Source organism: Lentzea waywayandensis (assembly GCF_900115955.1).
Lineage (GTDB): Bacteria > Actinomycetota > Actinomycetes > Mycobacteriales > Pseudonocardiaceae > Lentzea > Lentzea waywayandensis.
Window position 1 is genome coordinate 159,154 of the sequence record NZ_FOYL01000002.1, and the last position, 21,377, is coordinate 180,530.

15 protein-coding genes are annotated in these 21,377 nt (G+C 69.0%); 5 read left to right on the forward strand and 10 right to left on the reverse strand.

The genetic code is table 11. From position 1 onward, the window contains the following. The first annotated feature begins 44 nt into the window (after nucleotides 1-44). Nucleotides 45-1,592 carry a hypothetical protein gene (locus tag BM417_RS47610; RefSeq protein ID WP_093588728.1) on the forward strand — a complete coding sequence of 516 codons (1,548 nt, stop codon included), beginning with the start codon at nucleotides 45-47 and terminating at the stop codon, nucleotides 1,590-1,592. Here BM417_RS47610 and BM417_RS05690 read toward each other — a convergent pair whose 3' ends face one another. From BM417_RS05690 to BM417_RS05725, 8 genes are read right to left on the reverse strand one after another with little or no spacing between them, the layout of a single operon-like run. Beyond that, on the reverse strand, nucleotides 1,593-4,406 hold the full coding sequence (locus tag BM417_RS05690) for a discoidin domain-containing protein (RefSeq protein ID WP_093588729.1): 2,814 nt from the start codon (nucleotides 4,404-4,406) through the stop codon (nucleotides 1,593-1,595). Beyond that, nucleotides 4,385-5,797: a glycoside hydrolase family 43 protein gene (locus BM417_RS05695; protein ID WP_093588730.1), complete on the reverse strand. Its 1,413-nt coding sequence runs from the start codon at nucleotides 5,795-5,797 to the stop codon at nucleotides 4,385-4,387. The genes BM417_RS05690 and BM417_RS05695 overlap by 22 nt, the downstream gene beginning before the upstream one ends. 11 nt (nucleotides 5,798-5,808) lie before the next feature. Continuing rightward, nucleotides 5,809-8,241, reverse strand: coding sequence for a glycoside hydrolase family 127 protein (locus BM417_RS05700; protein WP_093588731.1), 2,433 nt, complete (start codon nucleotides 8,239-8,241; stop codon nucleotides 5,809-5,811). Between the two features lie 3 nt (nucleotides 8,242-8,244). Then, nucleotides 8,245-9,066, reverse strand: coding sequence for a hypothetical protein (locus BM417_RS05705; RefSeq protein ID WP_093588732.1), 822 nt, complete (start codon nucleotides 9,064-9,066; stop codon nucleotides 8,245-8,247). Between the two features lie 17 nt (nucleotides 9,067-9,083). Continuing rightward, entirely contained in the window at nucleotides 9,084-9,875 is a 792-nt protein-coding gene (locus tag BM417_RS05710; protein ID WP_093588733.1) for a carbohydrate ABC transporter permease, read from the reverse strand. Beyond that, a complete protein-coding gene (locus BM417_RS05715) occupies nucleotides 9,872-10,693 on the reverse strand; it encodes a carbohydrate ABC transporter permease (RefSeq protein ID WP_218164361.1) in 822 nt (273 codons plus the stop codon). The genes BM417_RS05710 and BM417_RS05715 overlap by 4 nt, the downstream gene beginning before the upstream one ends. A 3-nt stretch (nucleotides 10,694-10,696) precedes the next feature. Beyond that, on the reverse strand, nucleotides 10,697-11,932 hold the full coding sequence (locus BM417_RS05720; RefSeq protein WP_093590705.1) for an ABC transporter substrate-binding protein: 1,236 nt from the start codon (nucleotides 11,930-11,932) through the stop codon (nucleotides 10,697-10,699). 30 nt (nucleotides 11,933-11,962) lie between these two features. Beyond that, nucleotides 11,963-13,849, reverse strand: coding sequence for a glycoside hydrolase family 127 protein (locus BM417_RS05725; protein WP_093590708.1), 1,887 nt, complete (start codon nucleotides 13,847-13,849; stop codon nucleotides 11,963-11,965). A 144-nt stretch (nucleotides 13,850-13,993) separates the two neighbouring features. Between BM417_RS05725 and BM417_RS05730 the strand changes: the two genes are divergently transcribed. The 4 genes from BM417_RS05730 to BM417_RS05745 all read left to right on the forward strand — a co-directional run bounded on the left by BM417_RS05730 (nucleotide 13,994) and on the right by BM417_RS05745 (nucleotide 17,821). Beyond that, nucleotides 13,994-14,965: a LacI family DNA-binding transcriptional regulator gene (locus BM417_RS05730; RefSeq protein WP_245821724.1), complete on the forward strand. Its 972-nt coding sequence runs from the start codon at nucleotides 13,994-13,996 to the stop codon at nucleotides 14,963-14,965. 188 nt (nucleotides 14,966-15,153) lie between these two features. After that, complete coding sequence (locus tag BM417_RS05735; RefSeq protein ID WP_093588735.1) at nucleotides 15,154-15,519, forward strand: hypothetical protein; 366 nt, start codon at nucleotides 15,154-15,156, stop codon at nucleotides 15,517-15,519. A gap of 133 nt (nucleotides 15,520-15,652) precedes the next feature. Next, a complete protein-coding gene (locus BM417_RS05740) occupies nucleotides 15,653-16,999 on the forward strand; it encodes an acyltransferase family protein (protein ID WP_093588736.1) in 1,347 nt (448 codons plus the stop codon). 165 nt (nucleotides 17,000-17,164) lie between these two features. Then, nucleotides 17,165-17,821: a Type 1 glutamine amidotransferase-like domain-containing protein gene (locus BM417_RS05745; RefSeq protein ID WP_245821824.1), complete on the forward strand. Its 657-nt coding sequence runs from the start codon at nucleotides 17,165-17,167 to the stop codon at nucleotides 17,819-17,821. A 67-nt stretch (nucleotides 17,822-17,888) separates the two neighbouring features. Here the strand turns inward: BM417_RS05745 and BM417_RS05750 are convergent, their stop codons facing one another. Beyond that, nucleotides 17,889-19,643, reverse strand: coding sequence for a fatty acyl-AMP ligase (locus BM417_RS05750; protein ID WP_093588738.1), 1,755 nt, complete (start codon nucleotides 19,641-19,643; stop codon nucleotides 17,889-17,891). Then, nucleotides 19,643-21,325: a fatty acyl-AMP ligase gene (locus tag BM417_RS05755; RefSeq protein ID WP_093588739.1), complete on the reverse strand. Its 1,683-nt coding sequence runs from the start codon at nucleotides 21,323-21,325 to the stop codon at nucleotides 19,643-19,645. Before BM417_RS05755 ends, BM417_RS05750 begins: the two co-directional genes overlap by 1 nt. Nucleotides 21,326-21,377: the final 52 nt, after the last annotated feature.

The window sequence follows — 21,377 nt, forward strand, 5'->3', positions numbered from 1 at the left end:
CGGGCTGAGTCGTTGCCGTGATCACGGCAACGCAGGCTGGCCTCATGCGAGCTGGGGTTCTCCTGCGCTGGGTGGCGCATCCGCTGACCATGGGGGCCACTGCGGTCCTGCTGCTCAACGACCACGTGTTCAAACAGGCGTGGCCGGGCCTGGTCACCGGCAAACTCAGTGACTTCGCCGGACTGGTGGTGGCGCCGGCGGTGCTGGGGCTGTTGTTCGGCCTGTTCCGCGCCGGCCAGGTCGGCGCCGCTGCGGCGACGCTGCTGACGGGAGCCGGATTCGCGTGGGTCAAGCTGACCAGCACGGGAGCCGAGGTCGCGTCGGCGGCGTGGTCTGTCGTCAACGGACCTTCGGTCGTTCTGGCCGACCCGAGCGACCTGGTCGCGCTGCCCGCGCTGGGCCTCGCCTGGTGGGCCTGGCGGCGGGCGGCGGCGGCCCCGCCACTGCCGGACCACCCGGCTCACCGGTTGCGGGTGGTGCTCGCAATGCCGTTCGCGGTGCTGGCGGTCGCCGCGACTTCCGCGCCCTCCGACACGCTTCCGTCGGTGGACTCCGTCCAGATCGTGGGCGGGCAGGTGATCATCGAGGTGGGCGAGCGGTTCTACGGTTCCGACTCCGGTGTCGGCGACTGGACGCCGCTGCCGGAGACGCCGTCCGGACAGTTGCCGGAGCGGCAGCAGCTTGAAGCCTGCGTACCCGATGACGCCGCACATTGCTATCAGGTGCACGGCGGCGGTGACCTCGACCTCGTTGAAGGGACACCACGCGGCGGACGGCTACTGGGCGTCGACGAAACGACCGACGCCGGTCGGACCTGGCGCACTGCCTGGGAAGTGCCGGCCGCCCGGTGGGAGTTCGTCAAGCGCCAGCACCCGTTTCCTGGCGGGGTGGACCGGGTGTCCAAGATCGCCAGCGTGGACGTCCTGGTCCGCGCCGTCCCAGGTGGACACGAAGTGATCGTGGCCAACGGTGTCGAAGGGCTCGCGGTTCGCGGCGCCGACGGCGTGTGGCGACGCGTGCCGGTCGTGATCGCGGCGACCGGGCTGGACATCCGTCCCGCGCCGCTCACCGGGTTCGGTCAGGTGATCGGAGACGACCTGATCGACGCCGGAATGATCACCCTGCTCGCCCTGCTGATCGGGATGTCGGTCGCGGCCCGCCGGACCCGCGCCAGGCTCGGACACGTGCTCGTCGTGGTGCTACCGCTCGTCTTCCTCTTTCTGGCAGCCATCCCGATCACGGGCGCGGTGGTGTTCTTCACCTCCGGCTCCGGGACGTCGACCATGCCCAAACTGCTGCTCCCGCTGTGTCTGACCGGCATCGGCATCAGTCTCACGATGGCGCAGGGAGCGGTGCGCCGGTCACGCGCGGCGGTGGTCGACGCCGCCGCCGTGCTGACCGGCCTGGCGTTCCTCGGACCTTTCTTCGGCTGGACCCTGGGCCTGCCTCCCGAACGCGGGACCGCGATCCAACTCGGTCTGATCCTCGCGGCGGGCTGCCTGGTCCTGGTCGTCGCGGCCGGCTGGTGGGCCGGCCGCGACCCGGCGATCGCCGGAACCCCGGCGGGTGAACACCGGGGTTCCGCCAGGTGATCAGTGGACCTTGATCTCCGTCAGGCCGGTCCGGAATCCGGAGGCGTGGGTCATCACCACTCGCAGCCGTTGTGTGCTGATCGGGCTGAACTGGGCGAGGTTGTAGTTGGCCCGCGGCGAGGCCGGCGTCCTGGCCAGCCCGGGCACGTCGGCCCACGCGCTGCCGTTCCAGTACTGGACCTGGTAGGACGAGGGCGCCCGGTAGCGGTTGCCGGCCCGGTCGTCGCGGAAGTACAGCCGCACCTCACCGGTCGTGCGCTGCTGTCCGAGGTTGACCTCGAACCAGTCCGTGCCGTTGGGCGAGCCGGAACTGCCCCAGATCGGATCGTTGATCGGGAAGCCGTCCACGGCCGCCCCCGTCGAGGTGCCTGACGCGGTGTAGGAGGCCGACACCGCCGCGCCCTGGGCCAGGTTCGGCCGCGTGGAGGTCAGGTCGACGCCTGCCTTGGCGAACACGTCGACCATCCGTGCGCTGCTCTGGACTACGTCGCGCGGAGCCTGCACACCCCCGACCGCCGTCTGGAACACCACCGAGCCGCCGGACGGCAGGGTGACCTGACCCGTCGCCGGGTTGTAGAGCACGCGGGTGAGGCGGTCCACGGTGAAGGCACGCGTTCCGTTGAGGTAGACGGAATAGCCCTGCGGAACACCGTTGTAGCGCGTCACGCCGTCCGCGGGGTCGTCCCACACGACGCTCAGGTCCGCGTTGCGGTGCCGCACGTTGTTGACCGCGAAGTGCGACCAGCCGATGTTGATCGGCGACAGCTCGATCAGCCCGTCGGTGCGCGGCCGCAGACCGGCGGCGTCCTCGATCACGGTCCAGTTTCCGCTGCCGAGGATGTTGTGGTGGATCCACGACCGGTACTGGATCGTGCTGCCGTTCCAGTCGGCCCAGAACTCGTTGGCGTCGGGCCACTGCGTGTTGCCGCCGATGTACTGCGCCCAGACGTTCCAGTACAGCAGCTTCTTGTAGTCGTCCGCGGACATCCACTGGTTCGGGTAGTTGCGCAGCACCGACGAGTAGAGCCGGAACTGCACGGTCGAGTTGATCGTGGAGAAGTTGTTCGAGCCGGGGTGGCCAGCCGCCGCTGCCGCCGCCTTGTCACGCTGGTTGGCGGTGTAGAACGGGAACACCGGGTACTCGGCGGCGTCCGCGAAGAGCCGCAGCGCCTGCTTGTACTGATCGGTGTTCGGCATCAGGCCGACCGAGAACGGATAGTAGTTGTTGATCTCCTTCCACGGGACGTGCGTGTTGGTGGCGACGTGCTTGTGCTCCAGCAGCTGCCTGGACGGGTTCCACAGCGTGGTGATCACGCCGGAACGGATGCGGTCGGCCAGCGCCTGCATCTCGGAGGCCTTGGCGGTGTTGCCGACCAGCGCGTAGGCCTGTTGTGCGGCAACGGCTCCGCTCCACACGTACGCCGTCTCCGCGCGGTCGAGCCGGCCCGCCCTCCAGTCGAACGACACCGCGTCGGCGTCGTTGCCGGTGAGCGCGCCCCAGTCGTACTCGATGACTCCGTTGTTGTTGGTGTCGTAGAACGAGAGCTGGCCCTTGGCGTCGCCTTCCGCGTACCGGGCGAGCAGGGCGGCGATCGACGGCTGGCCGCCGTGGATCTGGTAGCTGCGCCACGCGGCCTCGGAGATGTACTGCGTGTAGGAATTAGACCAGTTCTCCGGGTCGCCGGGGTTGTCCATGAACCGGCCACCACGGGACGTCTGCCCGGCCGAGAGCCACGGCCCGTAGGAGTAGACGGGATCTCGCAGGTACTTGAGGTCGTCGATGTGCATAGGCTGGGTCAGCACGATCGCGTTGTTGTATCCCGTGGCTCCCTCGACGGAGATCGGGAACTGGTAGTCCTGGCCGGGGATGTCGACGTCGAGGTGGTTGAAGCGCATCAGCCACCAGCGGTAGTAGATGTTCTTCTTGATCGCGGCATCCGGCACGTCGATGTACGGGATGTTGTCTGCCCACCAACGGTTGTAGGCACGCACGTGGGTGGCGAACGCGGTTTCGGGCGAGTAGCCGCGATACGCCTGGTACTCGGTCGACGACTCCGGGATCTCGGTGGTCAGGAAACCCATGGCGACCTTGGTGGTGACGGTCTGCCCGGCGCCGACCGTGACCGAGCGGTCCAGGCCGCCGTTGTTCACGCCGAACCCGTCACCGGACAGGCGTGGCCGGATCATGGTGAGGTTGTTCTTCACCGGCCTGCTGCCCGTGAGCTCGCTGCCGCTCGCCGTGGTCGCGTAGGGCGAGGTCGCGCGCAACTGCACCGTCGCGGCCGCACCACCCGTGTTGACGATCGCCAGGTTCGTGACGGCGACGTTGTTGTGCGTGATGAACTTCGTCATCTCCACCCGGATCGACCCGCTGGTGAAGACACCCCTGTAGTGACTGGGTTTCTGGACCCGGCTGCCGGACTGCTCGGTGAAGTTGCCCGGCGACACCGCGACGGAGTACGCGTTCTGGCCGCTCAGGTCGTCCCAGTAGGCGGACCTGCCGCCGAACCCGATCACGCCGGGGTTGTGGGTGTACATGAACAACCCGCGGCCGCGGGTCATCAGGAAGTTGCCCGCCGGGTCGTTGCCGGGCCGGGCGAGCAGCCGGTCCATCCAGAAGTCGGTGCCCGCGCTCTCCGCGTCGTAGATCGCGCGCATGGTGCTGCCGGTGCTGTACCCGACCGGCGGCGCGGGGATGGACGGACCCGTGAACGTCGGATAACCGATGGGCTGTGCGGCCGAGGCGGGCACGGTCTGCCCCGCGATCAGCGCCAGCGCCAGCGCGGGTGCCGTCAGGCGGCGAAGGCTTGCCATTCCAGGACTCCCGTCGAATGATCGGCCCTGGCGGTGATGTCCAACCGCAACCGGGTCGTGGACACGGTGGGGAACGTGACGGTGTTGAAGGTGTTCGCCGCCGTCGAGCAGGACGACTGGCCGGGCACGTCGGCGTAGGCGCTGCCGGTCCAATACTGGACGCGGCACGACGCCGGCAGGTCGATCCCCTGGTCGTCGTCGAACCAGTAGACGGCCGTGCGGTTGACCGATCTCGCGGACGGCCAGGTGTACTCGAGCCACTGCGTGCCCTGCTCGGGCCAGTTGCCGTACACCGGACTCGAGCGGTCCGCCGAACTCGCGGGTGTTCCGCCGTCGTTGACCGCGGAGAGCGTCTCCCACGGCGATACGTAAGACGTTGCGGCTGTCGCACCGACGGCGATGTTGCCGCCTGTACCGGTACCTGGGTTCGGCGGCGGACCGGCGGTGGTCTGGGTGACCCGCTGCATGGTGCCGTCGGCGTTGAAGCGCAACAGGTCCACCGCCACGGACCGGCGGAAGTTGCCGCCGCCCGGCGCGTTCGCGTTGTGGTAGACCATGTACCACTGGCCGTTGAACTGGGCGACGCCCGCGTGGTTGGTGGTCGACGAGACCTGCCCGAGCACCACTCCCCTGTGCGTCCACGGCCCCATCGGGTTGGTGGCGGTGGCATAGCGCTGGCACGCGTAGCTGGACGACGTGACGCAGCCGTTGGTGTCGTTGGCCGCGTAGATCATGTAGTAGAGGCCGTTGCGCTTGAACAGGAACGGCGCCTCCCAGTAGTTCGCGAGCCCCTGCGGAGTCACGACCGGGCCGTCCAGCTCGATCATGTTCGGCTTGAGCTTCGCCGCCCGCACACCCCAGTAGCCGCCCCAGTACAGGTAGGCCTGGCCGTCGTCGTCGGTGAAGACGGTGGGGTCGATGTTGAGCCCAGAGGAGTTCGGCGTGCTGTCGCTGACCAGCGGCCCGCCCTTGGCGTCGGTGAACGGCCCGAGCGGGCTGTCGCCGACCGCGACGCCGATGTCCATCCAGCCGGCACCGTTGCCGTTGACGGAGGTGTACCAGTAGTACTTGCCGCCCCGGGGCTCGACCTCACTGGCCCAGGCGTCCGCGCCGGCCCAGCGGAACGTGCCGGTGTTCGCCTTGACGCCGCGATCGGTCCAGTTCGCCGCGTCGGTCGACGACAGCACCCGCCACTCGCGCATGAGGAAGTTCGACCCGCCGGACGCCGCTTCGTCGCGTCCGGCGTAGATGTACATCGTGTCGCCGACGACCAGCGGGGCCGGGTCGGCGGTGTAGATCGAGGTGATGATCGGGTTGGCCGCGTGCGCGGGCGTTGCGACGGCAACGCCCGCGACGAGTGCGATCGCGGCGCCCAGCAGGGTGGCGCGCATCGATCCTCCTTCTACGTACCGGTGGAGTGGAGGTTCGCGACCTCGGAGGCGCTGAGGGCGCGGCCGTAGACCCGGAACGAGTCCACGGCGCCGTCGAGATACGGGTCGTTCGCGTACTGGGAGCGTCCGATCCAGTTCTGCGTGGTGTTCCCAGGGCGCAGGGTGAGTGCGGTGTTCCGGGCGACCTCGGCACCGTTGAGGTAAAGGACACCGAGGTCGCCGTTCTGCGTCACCGCCACATGTGTCCACACACCCTGTGACAGAGGTGCCGCCGCGTCGATGCGTTGCTCCGCACCCGCACCTCCGGCGGTGATCGCGAACCTCGCTCCGCCCGCCGAGCTGAGCGGGGTGAGGAAGGCGTAGGCACCGGTTCCGCTGCCGAAGTCGAACACCCGCGACCAGGTCGTGACCGAGTCCAGCCGTACCCAGGTGGCGATGCTGAACGCCGCCGCGCCGGCGAGGAGACCGGCGGGCAGTTGCACGTGCGCACCGGAGCCGGACAGGTCGGCCGCCTGCCCGGTGCGCCCGGCCGTCCACGCCGCGCCACCCGCGAGAACGGCGTTCAGGCCGTTGCCCGTGACGTCGTTGGCGTTGCCGTCGAACGGATAGTGGGCGATGAACGGCGGAGTCTCCGCGGCGACGGTCCAGTAGACCGTGTATCGCTGGCCGTGGACTTTGTAGAACGGCAGCAACGTCACCTGGCCGGTGCTCGCGGAAGCCGTGTACTGCAACGGTGTGGATGTCGTCTTGATGGTGGAGGGTTGCAGTGCGGGCATCGTCTGCAGGTTGTTCGTGCCGTAGGCGCCCGCCAGCACGATCGGTCCGTGCCTGACCGCCTGCACCGCCCGGTTGTCCGGAGTGGACTCCCGGTTCAGGGTCATCGGAAGGCCGACCTCGACGACGTCACCGCTCGACCAGGTGCGGTTGATGCGCGCGTAGGTTCCCGGACTGACCGAATCCTGCGGTACGCCGTTGACGCGCAGCTGCGCGCCGGACGCCCAGGACGGGATCCGCACTCGCAGGTCGATCGTTCCGGAACCGGTGACGACGAGCCTCGTGCCGCCGGTCTCCGGGAACGAGGTCTCCTGCCGCACGGTGAAACCGCGCCAGGTCACCGTCGAGGCGATGAAGAGGTTGACGTAGAGCGTGGTTCCGGAGTGGGCGTAGACGCGTCCTGTGTGGCAGGTGTCGGTCTCCATCCCGGTGCCGTGGCAGCAGGTGAAGTCGTCGTAGTCGTTGCTGTACGTGCGGATGCCACCTGGTCGCAGCGGTGTGTAGTAGCTGTGGTGGCCGTGGTCCGAGTTCGGGTTCTGCGCGCCCAGCAGGTGGTTGTAGAGGGTCTTCTCGTAGAAGTCGAAGTACCGCGCGTCCGCGGGGTTGCCGCGGAACAGCTGCGCGGTGAGCTTCAGCATGTTGTAGGAGTTGCAGGACTCGCACGTGGTGTCCGAGAGCTCGGCGGCGATCCGGCCGGGTGCCTTGAAGTACTCGCCGTTGGAGTTGCCGCCGATCGCGTAGCTGTGCGCGCCGGTGACGATCTCCCAGAAGTTGCTCGCGATGTCCCGATACCGGGCCGTGCCCGTGGCGTGGTACTCGCGGATCGCGCCGATCGCCTTCGGGATCTGGGTGTTGGCGTGGTAACCGTTCAGCGCGTCGCGGTTCTGCGCCAGCGGGTCGAAGATCTCCGCGTGGTCGAAGTACTGGGCGGTCGTGAGGTGCTGCGGATCGCCGGTGACCTGGTAGAGGTTCGCGAGCACCTCGTTCATGCCGCCGAACTCGGTGTCGAGCATGTTCTGCCGCTGGGCCTGGGTCAGCCTGCCGTTGCGCCAGGCCGCCCACGCCGCCATGCCGGTGAGCACGGTCAGCGCCTGCGCGTTGCCGATCAGCAGGTGCACGTCGAGCAGGCCCGCCATGATCTTGTGCAGGGTGTAGTAGGGCGCCCAGACCTGTTCCCGTGCCTCGACCCTGCCGATGAACGACTCCGGGAACGCTGAGAGGTAGCCGGAGCTGAACCCCGCGGCCCGGGCCCGGTCCTGGCAGATCGCCAGCTGTTCGACCAGGTAGTTCGCCTTCGTCGCGAACGCCGTGTCACCGGTCGCGGCGAACGCCTGTGCCAGTGCGGTCAGCACGTGCCCGGTGGAATGGCCGCGCAGTTCCGTGGTGGGTGACTCCCACCCTCCACAGGGGACCACACCGGACGACAGCGAGACGTTGCGGCGGAACGTGTGCAGGAGGCGATCGGGGTCGAGGAACTTCAGATAGGCGTGGGTGCGGGTGGTGTTGTCGCGGAACGGTCCCGGCAGCAGGGACACCGCCCCGAGTCCGAACAGTTCGGCGGACACCCCGAAGTCGGGGCGTGCCGCGGCGACCGCGCGTGCGGGCAACGCCGCCGCCGCAACGGCGAACGCGCCCGCACGCAGAACCGTGCGCCGAGAAGGAGTGATCATGGTTCAGCGCCCGTAACGGTTCTTGAGGTGCCGCCACCAGTCGCGCAGCATCCACCTGTCGAACTCGGTGATCACCGTGGAGCTACCGGCCTTCATGATGAACCCGCCGACACCGCTCGGTGTCCAGTCGTAGAAGTCGTCCAGGCCGAACGTGTGGCCTATCTCGTGCAGCAGGATGTGCACGTCCGACGAGTTCAGGTTGCCCAGGTAGTACTCGCTGCCTATCCGCTGACCCCAGTCACCGCCGGCGCCGCCGCCGAAGCCGGCCGTGAGCCACAACGACTGGTCGTAGTGCCGCGCGACGCCACCGGGGCAGCGCGGATAGGACCCGTTGCGGTTGAAGAACCTGCCGCACCCTTCCGAGCACTGCGGCGCGTTCTCCCTGATGTCGTTGACGTAGATGTCGACGGAGTTGTCGGTCCACTTCAGCTGGGCCCGGTCGCGCACGGCCCAGCCGACGACCTTGATGGGTACCGTGGCGTACGGCCAGTTGTTGTGGCCCGCCATCACGTCCATCCACTTCTTGTACTGACGGGACAGCTGGGCGTGGATAGCGTCGCGCTGCGCCGCCGTCACCGAGGCGGGCGAGTCCCAGCGCACGCAGAAGTTCAGGTAACCGCCGTTGACGAAGACCTGGTCCCACCCGTAGTTGCGGAAGCCGTAGAGGTCGCCGTACGTGGACTCCACGTGCTGCCACACCTGGTTCAGCGGGGTCACGAGGTTCGCGGGCGGGTTCCACGTGTCCGCTCTCGCCGGAGCCGCCACGCTCGCCGCCATCACCGCCGCGAAGATCGCGGCCACGAGCCCCTTCCACAATCGAGACATCCTTGTCTCTCCTTTCGTCAGCCCTTCAATGCGCCGGAAGTGAATCCGCGCACGTAACTTCGTTGCAGGAAGGCGAAGAGCACCAGGCAGGGCACCGCCATGAAGACCACACCGGCCTCCAGCGCGGCGTAGTCGATCGAGCCGTGGCTCGCGGTGCGCATGTTGACCACGGCGAGGATCGCGGTGAACTTGCCGGTGGAGTTCAGCAGGATCAGAGGGGCGAAGAACTCGCTCCACGAGGTGAGAAACGCGAACAGGCCCACGGTGACCAGACCCGGCCGGACCGCCGGGAGCATGATGCGAACCAGTGTGCCGAAGCTCGTGCAGCCGTCGACCCGCGCGGACTCCTCCAGTTCGATCGGCACGGCCTCGAAGCTGTTGCGCATCATGAACACCGAGAACGGCAGCTGGAAGACGATCAGCACGAGGCTCAGCCCGACCAGCGAGTCCTCCAGCCCGAGCCAGCCGAGCAGGACGTACAGGGCGATCAGGATCGTCGCGTAGGGCACCATCAGGATCGCGAGCGTCAACAGGAAGAGCACGTCCCTGCCGGGAAAGCGGAACCGGCCGAAGGCGTAGCCCGCGAAGGTGGCGACGACGAGCGTGCCGCCCACCGTCAGCGCGCTCACGACGACGCTGTTGAACACGTGCACCGGCCGGATTCCGTTGCTGGAGGTGAAGAGCCGCGCGTAGTTCTCCGCGCCGAACCCGGAGTCCGTGCGCACCGACGCCCATCCGCTCCACAGCAACGGGAACAGGAAGAGGATCGCGAGCGCGGTCCCGGTCACGTAGTAGCTCCACCTGCTCATGCCGATCGCCTCCGCAGAAAGGCGAACTGGAGTGAGCTCAGCACGGCCAGCAGCACGAGCAGCACCACCGAGATCCCGGCCGCCGAACCGAGGTCCAGCCGGACGAACGCCTCCCGGTAGATCACCATGACCAGCGACGTGGTGCTGTTGTCCGGTCCTCCCCTGGTGAGGATCCAGAACTGGTCGAACGCGAGCAGCGATCCGGTGACCATCATCGTGAGGACCAAGGCGATCGTCGGGCGCATCAACGGCACCGTGATCCGCAGGAACATCTGCAGGCGCGTGGCACCATCGATGCGCGCCGCCTCGTAGACGTCGACCGGGATCGCCTGCAGCCCGGTCAGCAGGATCAGCATGTTGAACCCGGCGAACCGCCACAGCACGAGCAGCACCACCGATCCCAGCGCCGGCCCGTCACCGGAGAACGGCAACGGGCCGACCTCCTCGCTCAGCAGACCGAGGAACAGCAGGGAGGCGCTGGCGAACCCCACCGCCACGGGCAGGAAGAACGCCGTGCGGAAGAAGCCCACTCCCCTGCGGCGGTTCTGCACCAGCAGCGCGAGTCCGAACGCGACGACGAACAGCAGGACCGTGATGATCACCGTGTACCGGACGGTGAACCAGGCAGCCGAGCCCAGCAGCGCGTTGTCGGCGATCGCGCTGTAGTTGGCCGGGAGGTTGAGCTTCGGGCTGCCGAGCAACGGCCAGCGGTGCAACGACATCCACGCGACCAGCAGCAGCGGCACGACGAAGAACAGCGCCACCAGGATCGCCGCGGGCGTGGCGTAGAGAGCTCCGGTGACCGCTCGCCTGCGCACGGATCACTCCTTCCGCAGCGACTGGTTGATCGCGTCGTTGCCCGCCATCAGCGCCGAAGTGGGGTTGCCGAACAACGCGCCGCGCACGGCGGTCAGCCACGGCCCCTGCGGGTCGTTGAACGTGGCGTTGAAGTTGCGGGCATAGGGCGTCTTCCCCTTGGCCACCAACCCGTTGGCCGTCACGAGCCGGGGATCGGCCGAGGAGTACCTGTTCGCGGCGAGGTCGGTGCGGAAAGGTACTCCCTTGCGCTGGGCGATGACCTCGACCTGCGCTTCCTCCGACGTCGTCCAGGCCAGGAAGTCCCACGCCTGCTGGGCTTTCCCGCTCGTGGCGCCGATACCGACGGCGTCACCGCCGACGAAGGTGGACTCACCACCGGTGATGCCGGGGATCGGCGCGAGCCCCGTCTTCACGCCCTTGGCCTCGATGGCGTCGAGCCACACCGAGGGGCCGGGTGCGATGCCGACCTTCCCGCCCTGCAACGCGCCGAGCCAGGTCGGGCCCTGTTCCCCCTTCGACCCCGGTGACGCGACGCCCTCGTCGTAGAGATCGCGATACAGGGCGAAGACCTGGGCCATTTCCGGCGAGTCGATCCGCGCGCTCCGCCCGTCGGCGTCCAGCACGTCACCGCCGGCCGCCCAGACGGACGGCCAGAGCGTGAACTCGACGCAGCCACCGCAGTTCCCGCCGAAGTACGTGCCGTGCACGTCCCCGCCGATCTTGTCGATCTTGCGGGCGTGCTCGGCGAACTCCTGCAACGTCCGCGGCGGCTTCTCGGGATCGAGGCCGGCCTTGGTGTACAGGTCCTTGTTGTAGAGCATGACCGACAGGTCGATGGTGTGCGGCAGAGCGTAGTTGCGACCCTCCCAGGTGCCTGCCCGCACGTGGGAGGGGGCTACGGAGTCCTTGACCGGCAACGCGGAGAACTGTTCGGAGATGTCGGCCCACAGGCCCTGCGCCGCGTACTGCGGCGCGAACACCACGTCGGCGGCGAAGAGATCGGGCAACGACTTGACTCCCGCCGCGGAGGCGAGCTTCGCCGGGTACTCCTCGTTGGGGTAGGCGGTGACCTCGATCTTGTTGCGGTGACCGGCGTTGTAGGCGTCGGCGTACGCCTTGGACACCGATTCGGTCGCCGCGCGCGTCCACAACGTGAGCGTCGTCCCGTCGTCGGCGGAACCCTGCTTCTCCGCACCGCACGCCGCGGTGGCCAGCACCAGGACGACTGCCGCGAGCATCGCTTTCACGGTCTCTCCTTTGAGACGTGGTCAGGTCGTGGGCAACCAGACCCGCATGGTCGCCGGACCCCGGCGAGCCCAGCGGTGGTAGGGCAGGAGGTGCAGCGGTGCGAACGTTCCGGGTCTGCCGGCCGGTTCGCCGTAGGGCCAGGACGACTCCCGCGCGGCGTCGAACCGCGCTCGCACCACCGAACCGTCACCGGTCTGCGCCGGGGCGTGCCCGGCGCAGACGCGGAGTGCGTCGAGGTCGATCTCCCCCAGCGACTCGGCGCACATCACGAGTGGACCGCGTTCGATCGCGACGCAGCCGCGCACCGCGTCGATGCGCGGGTCCGGCCGGACGAACCGCGGCCGCATGGGCAACTCCAGCCGGATCTCCTGTCCCACGGCCCATTCGCGGGTCAGCACGACGTCTCCTGGCGCGACCGGGCGACGCTCGTGGTCCAGGACGAGGACCGCACCGGCCGCCCAGCCCGGCACGCGCAGGCTGACCGACCACGGGGTGCCGCCGTCGCTCCTGGTCACCCGCAGGGCCACGTCTCCTCCGTCGGGGTACGACGTGCGCACCTCGAGCCCGACGGGCCTGCCATCGGACAGCTGGGTCTCCACGTCGCAGTCGGCGTACTGGTGCAGCCGCAGTCCCGTCTCGTCCGCGGTGACGAGGTAGGACGACAGGCTCGCCAACAGCCTGGCGATGTTGGGCAGACAGCAGGACACCTCGAACCAGGGCGCGCGGAGCCCGCCGCCGACGTCGAGCCGCTCACCGTTGCCCTGGGCCCGTGCCGGAGTGCGCTGGTGCAACGTGTTGGCGTAGAAGAAGCTCCGGCCGTCGTCGCTGATCGCCGCGGCGACCAGGTTGTGCAGCACCCGGTCCACGACGTCGGCGTAGCGGCCGTCGCCGGTGGCCAGCAGCAGCCGTTGCGCGAGCATGATCGTGGCCACGCCCGCGCAGGTCTCGGCGTACGCCCGGTCGGCGGGCAGCACGAAGTCGTCGCCGAACGCCTCGTCCTGGTGCCGTGACCCCATCCCTCCGGTGATGTGGGTCCGGCGCGACCAGGTGTGGTCGAACTGCTCGATCACCGCCGCCAGCAGGTCGTCGTCGCCGGTCTCGACCGCGACGTCCACCGCGCCGCACGCCAGGTAGAGCGAACGCACCGCGTGTCCGCGCAGCACTGTCGCCTTGCGCACCGGGATGTCGTCGTTGAAGTAGGACCAGCCGAACTCGTGCGCGGGCAGGGTTCGGTACCCGCGACGGTCGACGAACAACGCGGCCTGGTCGAGGTAGCGTTGCTCACCCGTGAGCCGCGCCAGTTCCACCAGCGCGGGCTCGATCTCCGGATGCCCGCAGACGGCAGGCGATCCGTCCGGCCCGAAGACCTCGCACACGTGGTCCGCGGCACGGCGCGCGATGTCCAGCAACGGTCCGGCGCCCGCCGTCCTCGTGCGGGCGACAGCGGCCTGCAGCAGGTGCCCGGTGCAGTAGAGCTCGTGTCCCCACGCCAGGTCGCTGTAGCGCGGCCGTTGCCACGGCCTCCCGAACGCGGTGTGGAGATAGCCGTCCTCGAACTGCGCGGCACCGAACGCCGACGTGAGCGCGTCGATCCGGTCGTCGAGGTCACTGTTCGCGGATCTGCCGTGCTCCCACGACATCGCCTCGACGATCTTGTAGACCTCGGAGTCGGAGAACTCGCGGCCCCGCCGCTCACGCGACCCGGCACCGTTCGCGACGGACGTGAAGTTGCCGGTCCAGCCGAGTTCGTCCATCCACTCCAGCGCGTGCCCGAGCGTCGCCTCGCCGTTGACCCGCTGGCGGACCGCCCAGAAACCGCCGACGACGCGCACCTCGTCCGTCCCAAGTGGACGTAGGAGCCCGCGGTCCGGAACCACCGGGCCGCGGATCGACTGGGTGTTGCGCATCGTTGCCACGTAACGCACTCTGGTGTCCGAAAACGATTTCGACAATGCGCCATTCGTTGCACGGACCGTCGAATTGACAGTCGAACAACGTTCGAAAGGTTTTCGATGGGCAGACGGCGATCGGAAGCGGTGACCCTGGGAGACGTGGCGAAGCTGGCGGGCGTGTCGATCGCCACCGCCTCGAAGGCGATCAACAACCGCGGCGAGGTCGCGGCGGGCACCCGCGCCCGCGTCGTGCGAGCGGCGGCGGAGTTGTCCTTCCAGCCCAACGTTCTCGCGCAGGGCCTCGTGGCCGGCCGCACCCGCGCGATCGGCCTGCTCACCGACGAGCTCGACGGCCGGTTCGCCATCCCCATCCTGCTGGGCGCCGAGAACGCCCTGTCGAACCAGGAGATGTCGGTCCTGCTGTGCGACACGCGTGGCGACGCGATCCGCCGAAACCATTACATCCGAACACTTCTGGCGCGTCAGGTGGACGGATTCATCGTGGTCGGCGACAGCAACGACGTCCGCCCGTCGCTGATGGCGGACATCCCGGTGCCCGCGGTGTACGTCTACTGCCGGTCGACCAACCCGGACGATCTCAGTCTCGTCTCCGACGACGAGGGAGGCGCACGGCTCGCGATCGAGCACCTGATCGCGTTGCGCCGCAGGCACATCGCCCACATCACCGGCCCCCACCTCTACCGCGCCGCCCGTGCCCGAGCCGCCACCGCGCTCGCCGTCCTGGAGGAACACGGACTGAGCCTCGCCGGCGGCCGGCCGCTGCACGGCGAGTGGTCCCAGCACTGGGGCAGGCAGGCCGCCCGCCTGCTGGTCACCACAGCGCCCGAAGTGGACGCGATCTTCTGCGGCAACGACCAGATCGCCAGTGGCGTCGCGCAGTCGCTCACCGACCTGGGCCGGCGCGTACCCGACGACGTGGCGATCATCGGATACGACAACTGGGAGATCTTCGCCGCGGACTGCAAGCCGCCCCTGACCACGATCGACCTCAACCTCCAGCAACTCGGCACGAGCGCCGTCACGCACCTGTTCGCGGCGCTCGAAGGCGTTCCGGCGACTGGCGTGGTCCGGCAGCCGTGCCGGCTCGTCGTACGCGAGTCCACGGCCTGAAGAGTCCGAAGTGGACTCAACGGTGCCGGACCGGTTGGTGCGTGATGCCGGTTTCACCGCCCGAGCCGCGGAAACGCCGTGGCGAAAGCAGGTGCGAAAGTTCCCGGTCAACTCATTTCACCCACCCGGCGACAGGCGTTCTGGCAGCATCCGAACCGAGATCGGCAGAACTGTTGGGGGACTCGCTGATGAAGATCCTGTCCGGCGCCGGCGTGTTCGGCGCGTCCATCGCACTCGTGCTGGCCACCTCCGGCGTGGCGGCGGCCGACTGCCCGCCCGGCGACCGCGCCGTGTGGTCCGCGCCGAGCGTGCCGGTGCCCGTGACCATCCACGACCTGCAGCCGCACAAGTGCTACAACGTGCACGGCCTGCTCGGGGAGAAGGCCACCTACCTGGCCAACAGGACGAAGAACTCGGTGCTGAACATGTTCTCCGAGCCCAACTGCGGCGGCGGGCTGTTCATCGACGCGATCTTCCCGCCCGAGCCGGGCAACCGTTCGGAGTCGACGAAGGAGTACTACTCCTTCAACGTCTCCCCGCTGAACGGCGGCTGAGCGACGCGAGGCCCCGGGCGGAGGTCCGGGGCCTTGACACAACAGTCGGTTCGAACGAAAGGCCGAGCCGGTACTGAACCGTTTGCCGGTCGCGATAGTCTGATAGGCCTATGGCACCGGTCAGGCAAGTTCCATGGGCGAGGTGTTGAGGCGGGCGGACAGCTCGCTCGGCGAGGGGAAGCGCTATGCGAAGATCGAGACGGGTTTTGCCTGGCTGCGTCTGATCGGGGCGGCCCTGGTCGTCATCGAGCACAGCTTCCCGCTGGTTCGCCCGGCCGAGATCGGCATGTTCCCCGAGAGGTGGAACCTCTCGCCGGGCTACTTCGCGCTGATGGCCTTCTTCGCCATGAGCGGCTACCAGATCGCCGACAGCTGGCATCGCGACGCCTCGTGGTGGCGCTACCTGCTCAAGCGGGCGCTGCGGATCTGGCCTCCCCTGCTCGTGGTCGTGATGATCAGCGCGTTCGTGATCGGCCCGCTCGTGACGGTGCTGAGCCCGGCCGAGTACTGGCGCAGCCACGAGACGTGGGGTTACGTCGTCAACAACGCGGGTCTGTACACGTTGCAGCACACGCTTCCGGGCGTGTTCGCGAACAACCCGTTCCCCTGGTCGGTCAACGGTTCCATCTGGACGTTGCCGATGGAGACCACCGGCTACCTGATCGTGCTGGCCGCCGGGCTCGTCGGCGCGATGGGCAAGGGCCGGCTCGCGCTCGTCCCGATCCTGGCGGTGTTCGTCGTGCTGGACGGGTTCGGGCAGGCGCGCGTCGGGTACAACGGGGTCTTCGGCGGCCTGCTCAGCCTGCCGCTGGCGCCGCTGGTCACGTACATGGTGCCGTTCGTGCTGGGCATGATCTTCTTCGCCTACCGGGACCGGATCCAGTTCCGGCCGTTGGTCGCGTACGGCCTGTGCGCGCTGTACCTGATCACCAACTTCACCCCACCGCTGGAGCCCGCCGCGCGCTTCGTGCTGCCGCTGGCCGCAGGCTACGGCGCGGTCACCTGGGCGCGCCACTGGCCGCGCAGGCTCGCCGGACACGACGAGTGGGTCTACGGCAGCTACGGCATGTACATCTGGGGCATGCCGGTGCAGCAGCTGTACGTGCTGGCCGGGGTGCGCGACCCGTGGCTGCTGATGGCCGTGTCGGTGCCGACGGCCTACCTGCTCGGCCTGCTGTCGTGGCGGTTGGTCGAGAAGCCGACCCAGCAGTTGCGCGGCTACCTGAAACCCCCGGCCGGACCGTCCCAGGAACAGCCCCGGCCTCAGGTCGTGCAACCCCCTGCCGAACGTCGGCAGCCGGATCGCCGACACGTCCTCGGCGGGCCGTCCGAACACCCGGCAGATCAGGAACGCCTCCCGTACCCACGCCGTCACGTGAACCAGCGCCACCGCTACAGCGGCGACCTGCGCGACGACGTTCACAGCCGCGCCACCCCGGCCTGGATCGACCCGTCCGAGGTGCCGAGACGCGTCGAGTGATGTGGACGGGGATGGCGTCTTCGTGGCGTTCCGCGCTCATGCCCACAAACGGACGTCAGCGGCTCCGTCGGGCGTGATCCGCGATCCGCGATGAGTAACAGCCCGGTCCGTGGTCTGCACCTGCGTCCACCTTCCGCGCACGTTCTGGAGGCACCAGTGAAGCTCATGCTCACCTCAGGCGGCGTCACGAACCCGAGCATCCACTCGGCGCTCGTGCAGCTTCTCGGCAAGCCGATCTCCGAGTCCCACGCCCTCTGCGTGCCGACAGCCCAGTGGGGGAACCCGATGAGCAGTCCCGCATCGGTGCGGGGATTCGTGGCCGCCGCCGATCCCAGGTCGCGGCACTCCTCCGGCCTGGGCTGGGCGTCGCTCGGCCTCCTCGAGCTCACCGCCCTGCCCACCATCGACGCGCAGCGATGGGTTCCCTGGGTCCGCGAGGCGGACGTGCTCCTGGTCAACGGCGGCGACGCGACGTACCTGTGCCACTGGATGCGCGAGTCCGGGCTGGCAGATCTGCTGCCTTCCCTGCACGACACGGTCTGGGTGGGCGTGAGCGCCGGAAGCATGGTGCTGACACCCCGCATCGGGACGGACTTCGTCGAGTGGCCCGCGGCTCCGGACGACCGCACCCTGGGGGTCGTCGACTTCTCGATCTTCCCGCACCTGGAGGTCTTCCCCACGAACACCATGGCCGACGCGGAGCGGTGGGCCGCAGACATCGGCGTCCCCTCCTACGCGATCGACGACCAGACGGCCGTCACGGTCGTCGACGGCTCCGTCGAGGTGGTCTCCGAGGGGCAGTGGACGAAGTTCGAGGCATAGCCACCTGGTCGGCTCCGCCTGACGCCCGGACAACCTCCCCGCCACCGCCTGGCCTCGAGGACAGGCGTCAGCGGGTCGACGCCGACCGGAACGAGCCCGCGGTGTAGGCATCGCGGCACCCGGCTCGCAGCAGTTTGCCGCTGGAGCTGCGCGGCAACGTCCCCGGCTCGACGAACGCGATGTCGTCCACGCGCACCCCGTGTCCGGAGTGGACGGTCCGGCGCAGCGCCATCGCCACCTCGTCCTCGTCGGCGGCGGCGAGCACCTCCGCCAGCACCACCACCCGTTCCCGTTCCCCGTCGTCGACGGCGAGGACGCAGCAGCCGAGCACGGCCGGATGCGCGGTCTCCGCCGACGCCTCGAGATCGTGCGGGTGGTGGTTCGCACCGGCGATGATGATCACCTCCTTGGCCCGGCCGGTCACGAACAGCTCGCCGTCCCAGCGAAAACCGGTGTCGCCGGTGCGCAGGAACGGACCGCGCCTGCCGGGCAGGTCCGCGTGGAACACCTCGTCCGGCCTGTTCCAGTAGCCGGTGCCCACGCTCCGGCCCTGCACGAAGATCTCGCCCACCTGACCTTCCGCGCATTCCTGCGAGGTCACCTGGTCGGCCACCACGAGCGTGATCGACGGTGGGACGGGACCACAGCTCACCAGGCGCCGGCCGCCGGGAGGGTCGACCGGCCGTGCTCGCCCCCTGCTCAACGTCTCGGGGTCGCAGCGCAAGGTCAACGGCCCCTCTCCCACCACGGAACTGGTGACCATCACGGTCGACTCCGCGAGGCCGTATCCCGGCACGAGCGCGCCCCTGCGGAAACCGGAGGGAGCGAACACCTCGCAGAACCGGTCGAGCGTCTGGGCCCTGACCGGTTCGCCGCCGATGAGTGCCATCTCCCAGCCGCTCAGGTCGAGGCCTGCCAGCTGGACCTCGGCGATGCGCCGCACGCAGAGGTCGAGCGCGAAGTTCGGCGCGCAGCTGTCGGCCCTGCCCACCTGCGAGATCAGCCGCAGCCAGCTGACCGGGCTGCGGACGAAGACCCCGGCGGGGAACAGGAGTGCGGACCGGCCGGCGTAGAGAGGGTCGAGCACGCCTCCGATCAGGCCCATGTTGTAGTGCGACGGCAGCCAGGAGACGCTCGTCGGCCGGCGCAGCCCCTGCTCGTCGGACGCCCGGTACAGGTTGTCGTGGATCAGCGCGAGGTTGTGCAGGACGTTGCCGTGCGTCAGCGTCACGCCCTTGGGCTCGCCGGTGGATCCGGAGGAGTACTGGAGATACGCCGGCGTGTTGATGCCGACCGAGGGCGGCTTCCACCGGTCCGCGTGCACCGGATCCGTCTCGTCGACCGCCAGCCGTACCAGGCCGGCGAGCGCCGGGGACTCCTCGACCACCGCGAGGCACTTGGCGAACGTGAGACCGGTGGAGAGCAGCAGCTCGGGCTCGCAGCTCGCGACGATCGACTCGATGCGGCCCACCTTCAGGCTGGTCCGGGTGCCGTCGAGCGGCGCGACCGGCACGGCGATCAGACCGGCGTACAGGCAGCCGAGGAACGCCACGTGGAAGTCGAGACCGGGTTCGAAGCACAGCAACGCTCGCGTGCCGGGCTGTGCGTGATCGGCGAGGAGCACTGCCAGCGCCCGCGCCCGGCGGTCGAGGTCGGCCAGCGTCAGGGCGTCCCACTCCGTTCGCCCGTCGGCGTAGAACGAGTACGCGCGCAGCTCGGGTTCGGCCGCGGCGCGGGCCTGGCACAGCTCGACCAGCGTGGTGAACTTGTGCCTGTCCCCGGCGACACCCTTCGGCAGCCGCACCCCGTCGCGGATGTGCATCACTTGTCTCCCAACTTGAGCGAACGACAGGCGGCCCTGCGGAGCTTTCCGCTCGTGGTGAGCGGCAACGTGCCGGGTGCGAGCAGCGCGACCCGGCCGAGCACGACGCCGTGTTCCGCCTGCACGGTCGCCGCGACGGCGTTCCTGATCTCGTCGCGGGACGTGGTGCGGTGCCGGTGCTCGACTTCGGCGAGCACCACGACGTTCTCCCCGTCCATCACCGCGCAGGCCGCTCGCACACCGGGATGGCTGCCCACCGCGGTCGCCTCGACGTCGTACGGGTAGAGCTGGCGGCCGTCCACGTCGAGCAGATCAGGGATCCGGCAGGTGACGAAGAGCTGGCCCTCGAACAGGAATCCCAGGTTTCCGGTGCGCAGGAACCGGTTCCCGGCGACCTGCGCGCCGAAGGTCCGGTCGGTGCCGGCGGGATCGTCCCAGTACCCGGCTCCGATGCTCGGTCCGGACACCAGGATCTCGCCGACCTCGTCGTCGCCGAGCGGCTCGCGGGTCTCCGGGTCCGCGATGACCACCTCCAGCGACGGGTCCGGTTCGCCGCAGCCGACCAGGCTGCGCGCGCCGGCACCGCTGGTCGCCCGCGCGACTCTCCCCCGTTCCAGCGCCCGGGTGTCGAACGGGCGCACGACCGGTTGGCCCTCCAGCGGACCACCGCTGACCAGCACGGTCGACTCCGCCATGCCGTAGCTGGGGAAGAACGCCTCCCGGCGGAACCCGCACGGGGCGAAGCGCGCCGCGAACCTGTCGATCGTCGACGCGCGCAACGGCTCGTCGCTGATCGCGGCGATGCGCCAGCGGCTCAGGTCCAGGCCGTCCCGCTGATCGTCCGTCACCCGGCGCAGGCACAGCTCGTAGCCGAGGCTGGGCGCCGCGGCGATCTCCGCACCGTAGTTGGAGATCGCCCGCAGCCAGTTGGCCGGCACCCGCGCGAAGGACTGCGCGGACATCAGCACGGACAGCTGGCCGAGGTAGAGCGGTTGGAGCACACCGCCGATGAGCCCCATGTCGTGGAACACCGGCAGCCACGACACGGTCGGCGCGAGTCGGCCGTAGTCCTCGTCCGGCCGCGAGCCGCCACGGACGATGAGCGCGAGGTTGTGCAGCACGCCCGCGTGCGTCAGGACGACTCCCTTCGGCCTGCCCGTCGTGCCGGAGGTGTACTGCAGGTAGGCGATCTCGTTCGACTGGTCCGGGGCGCACCACTCGGCGCCGTCGTCGGTGACGGAGTCCGTGGCGAGCGCGGTCACGGGCCGATCGCCGAGAATCGCGTGCTGGCTCGCCAGAGTGTCCGCTGTGGACAGCAGCAACGCCGGCCGGCAGTCGTCGGCGATCGCGATCAACCGGCTGTGCCGCGCGTCGTCGGCCGCCCGCCGCACGGGAGGTGCCGGCACGGCGATGATCCCGGCGTACAGACAGCCGACGAACGCCGCCACGAACTCGATTCCGGGTGGATGGCACAGCAGCGCGCGTGATCCGGGCGCGGCCAGTGACCGCAGCCGCGCGGCGATCGCGCAAGCCCGGCGATCGAGCTCCGCGTAGGTGAGCGAGGCAGATTCCACGACACCGCTCTCCAGAAACACGAACGCGCGTTCCTCACCTCTGGACGTCGCCTGACGACGGCACAGCTCCGCCAGGTTCGCCACGTCGGCCACCACTTCCGCTGACACCGCGCATCAACTCCCGCCATCGTGATTTTCCTTGCGGTGCGGACGTTACGGA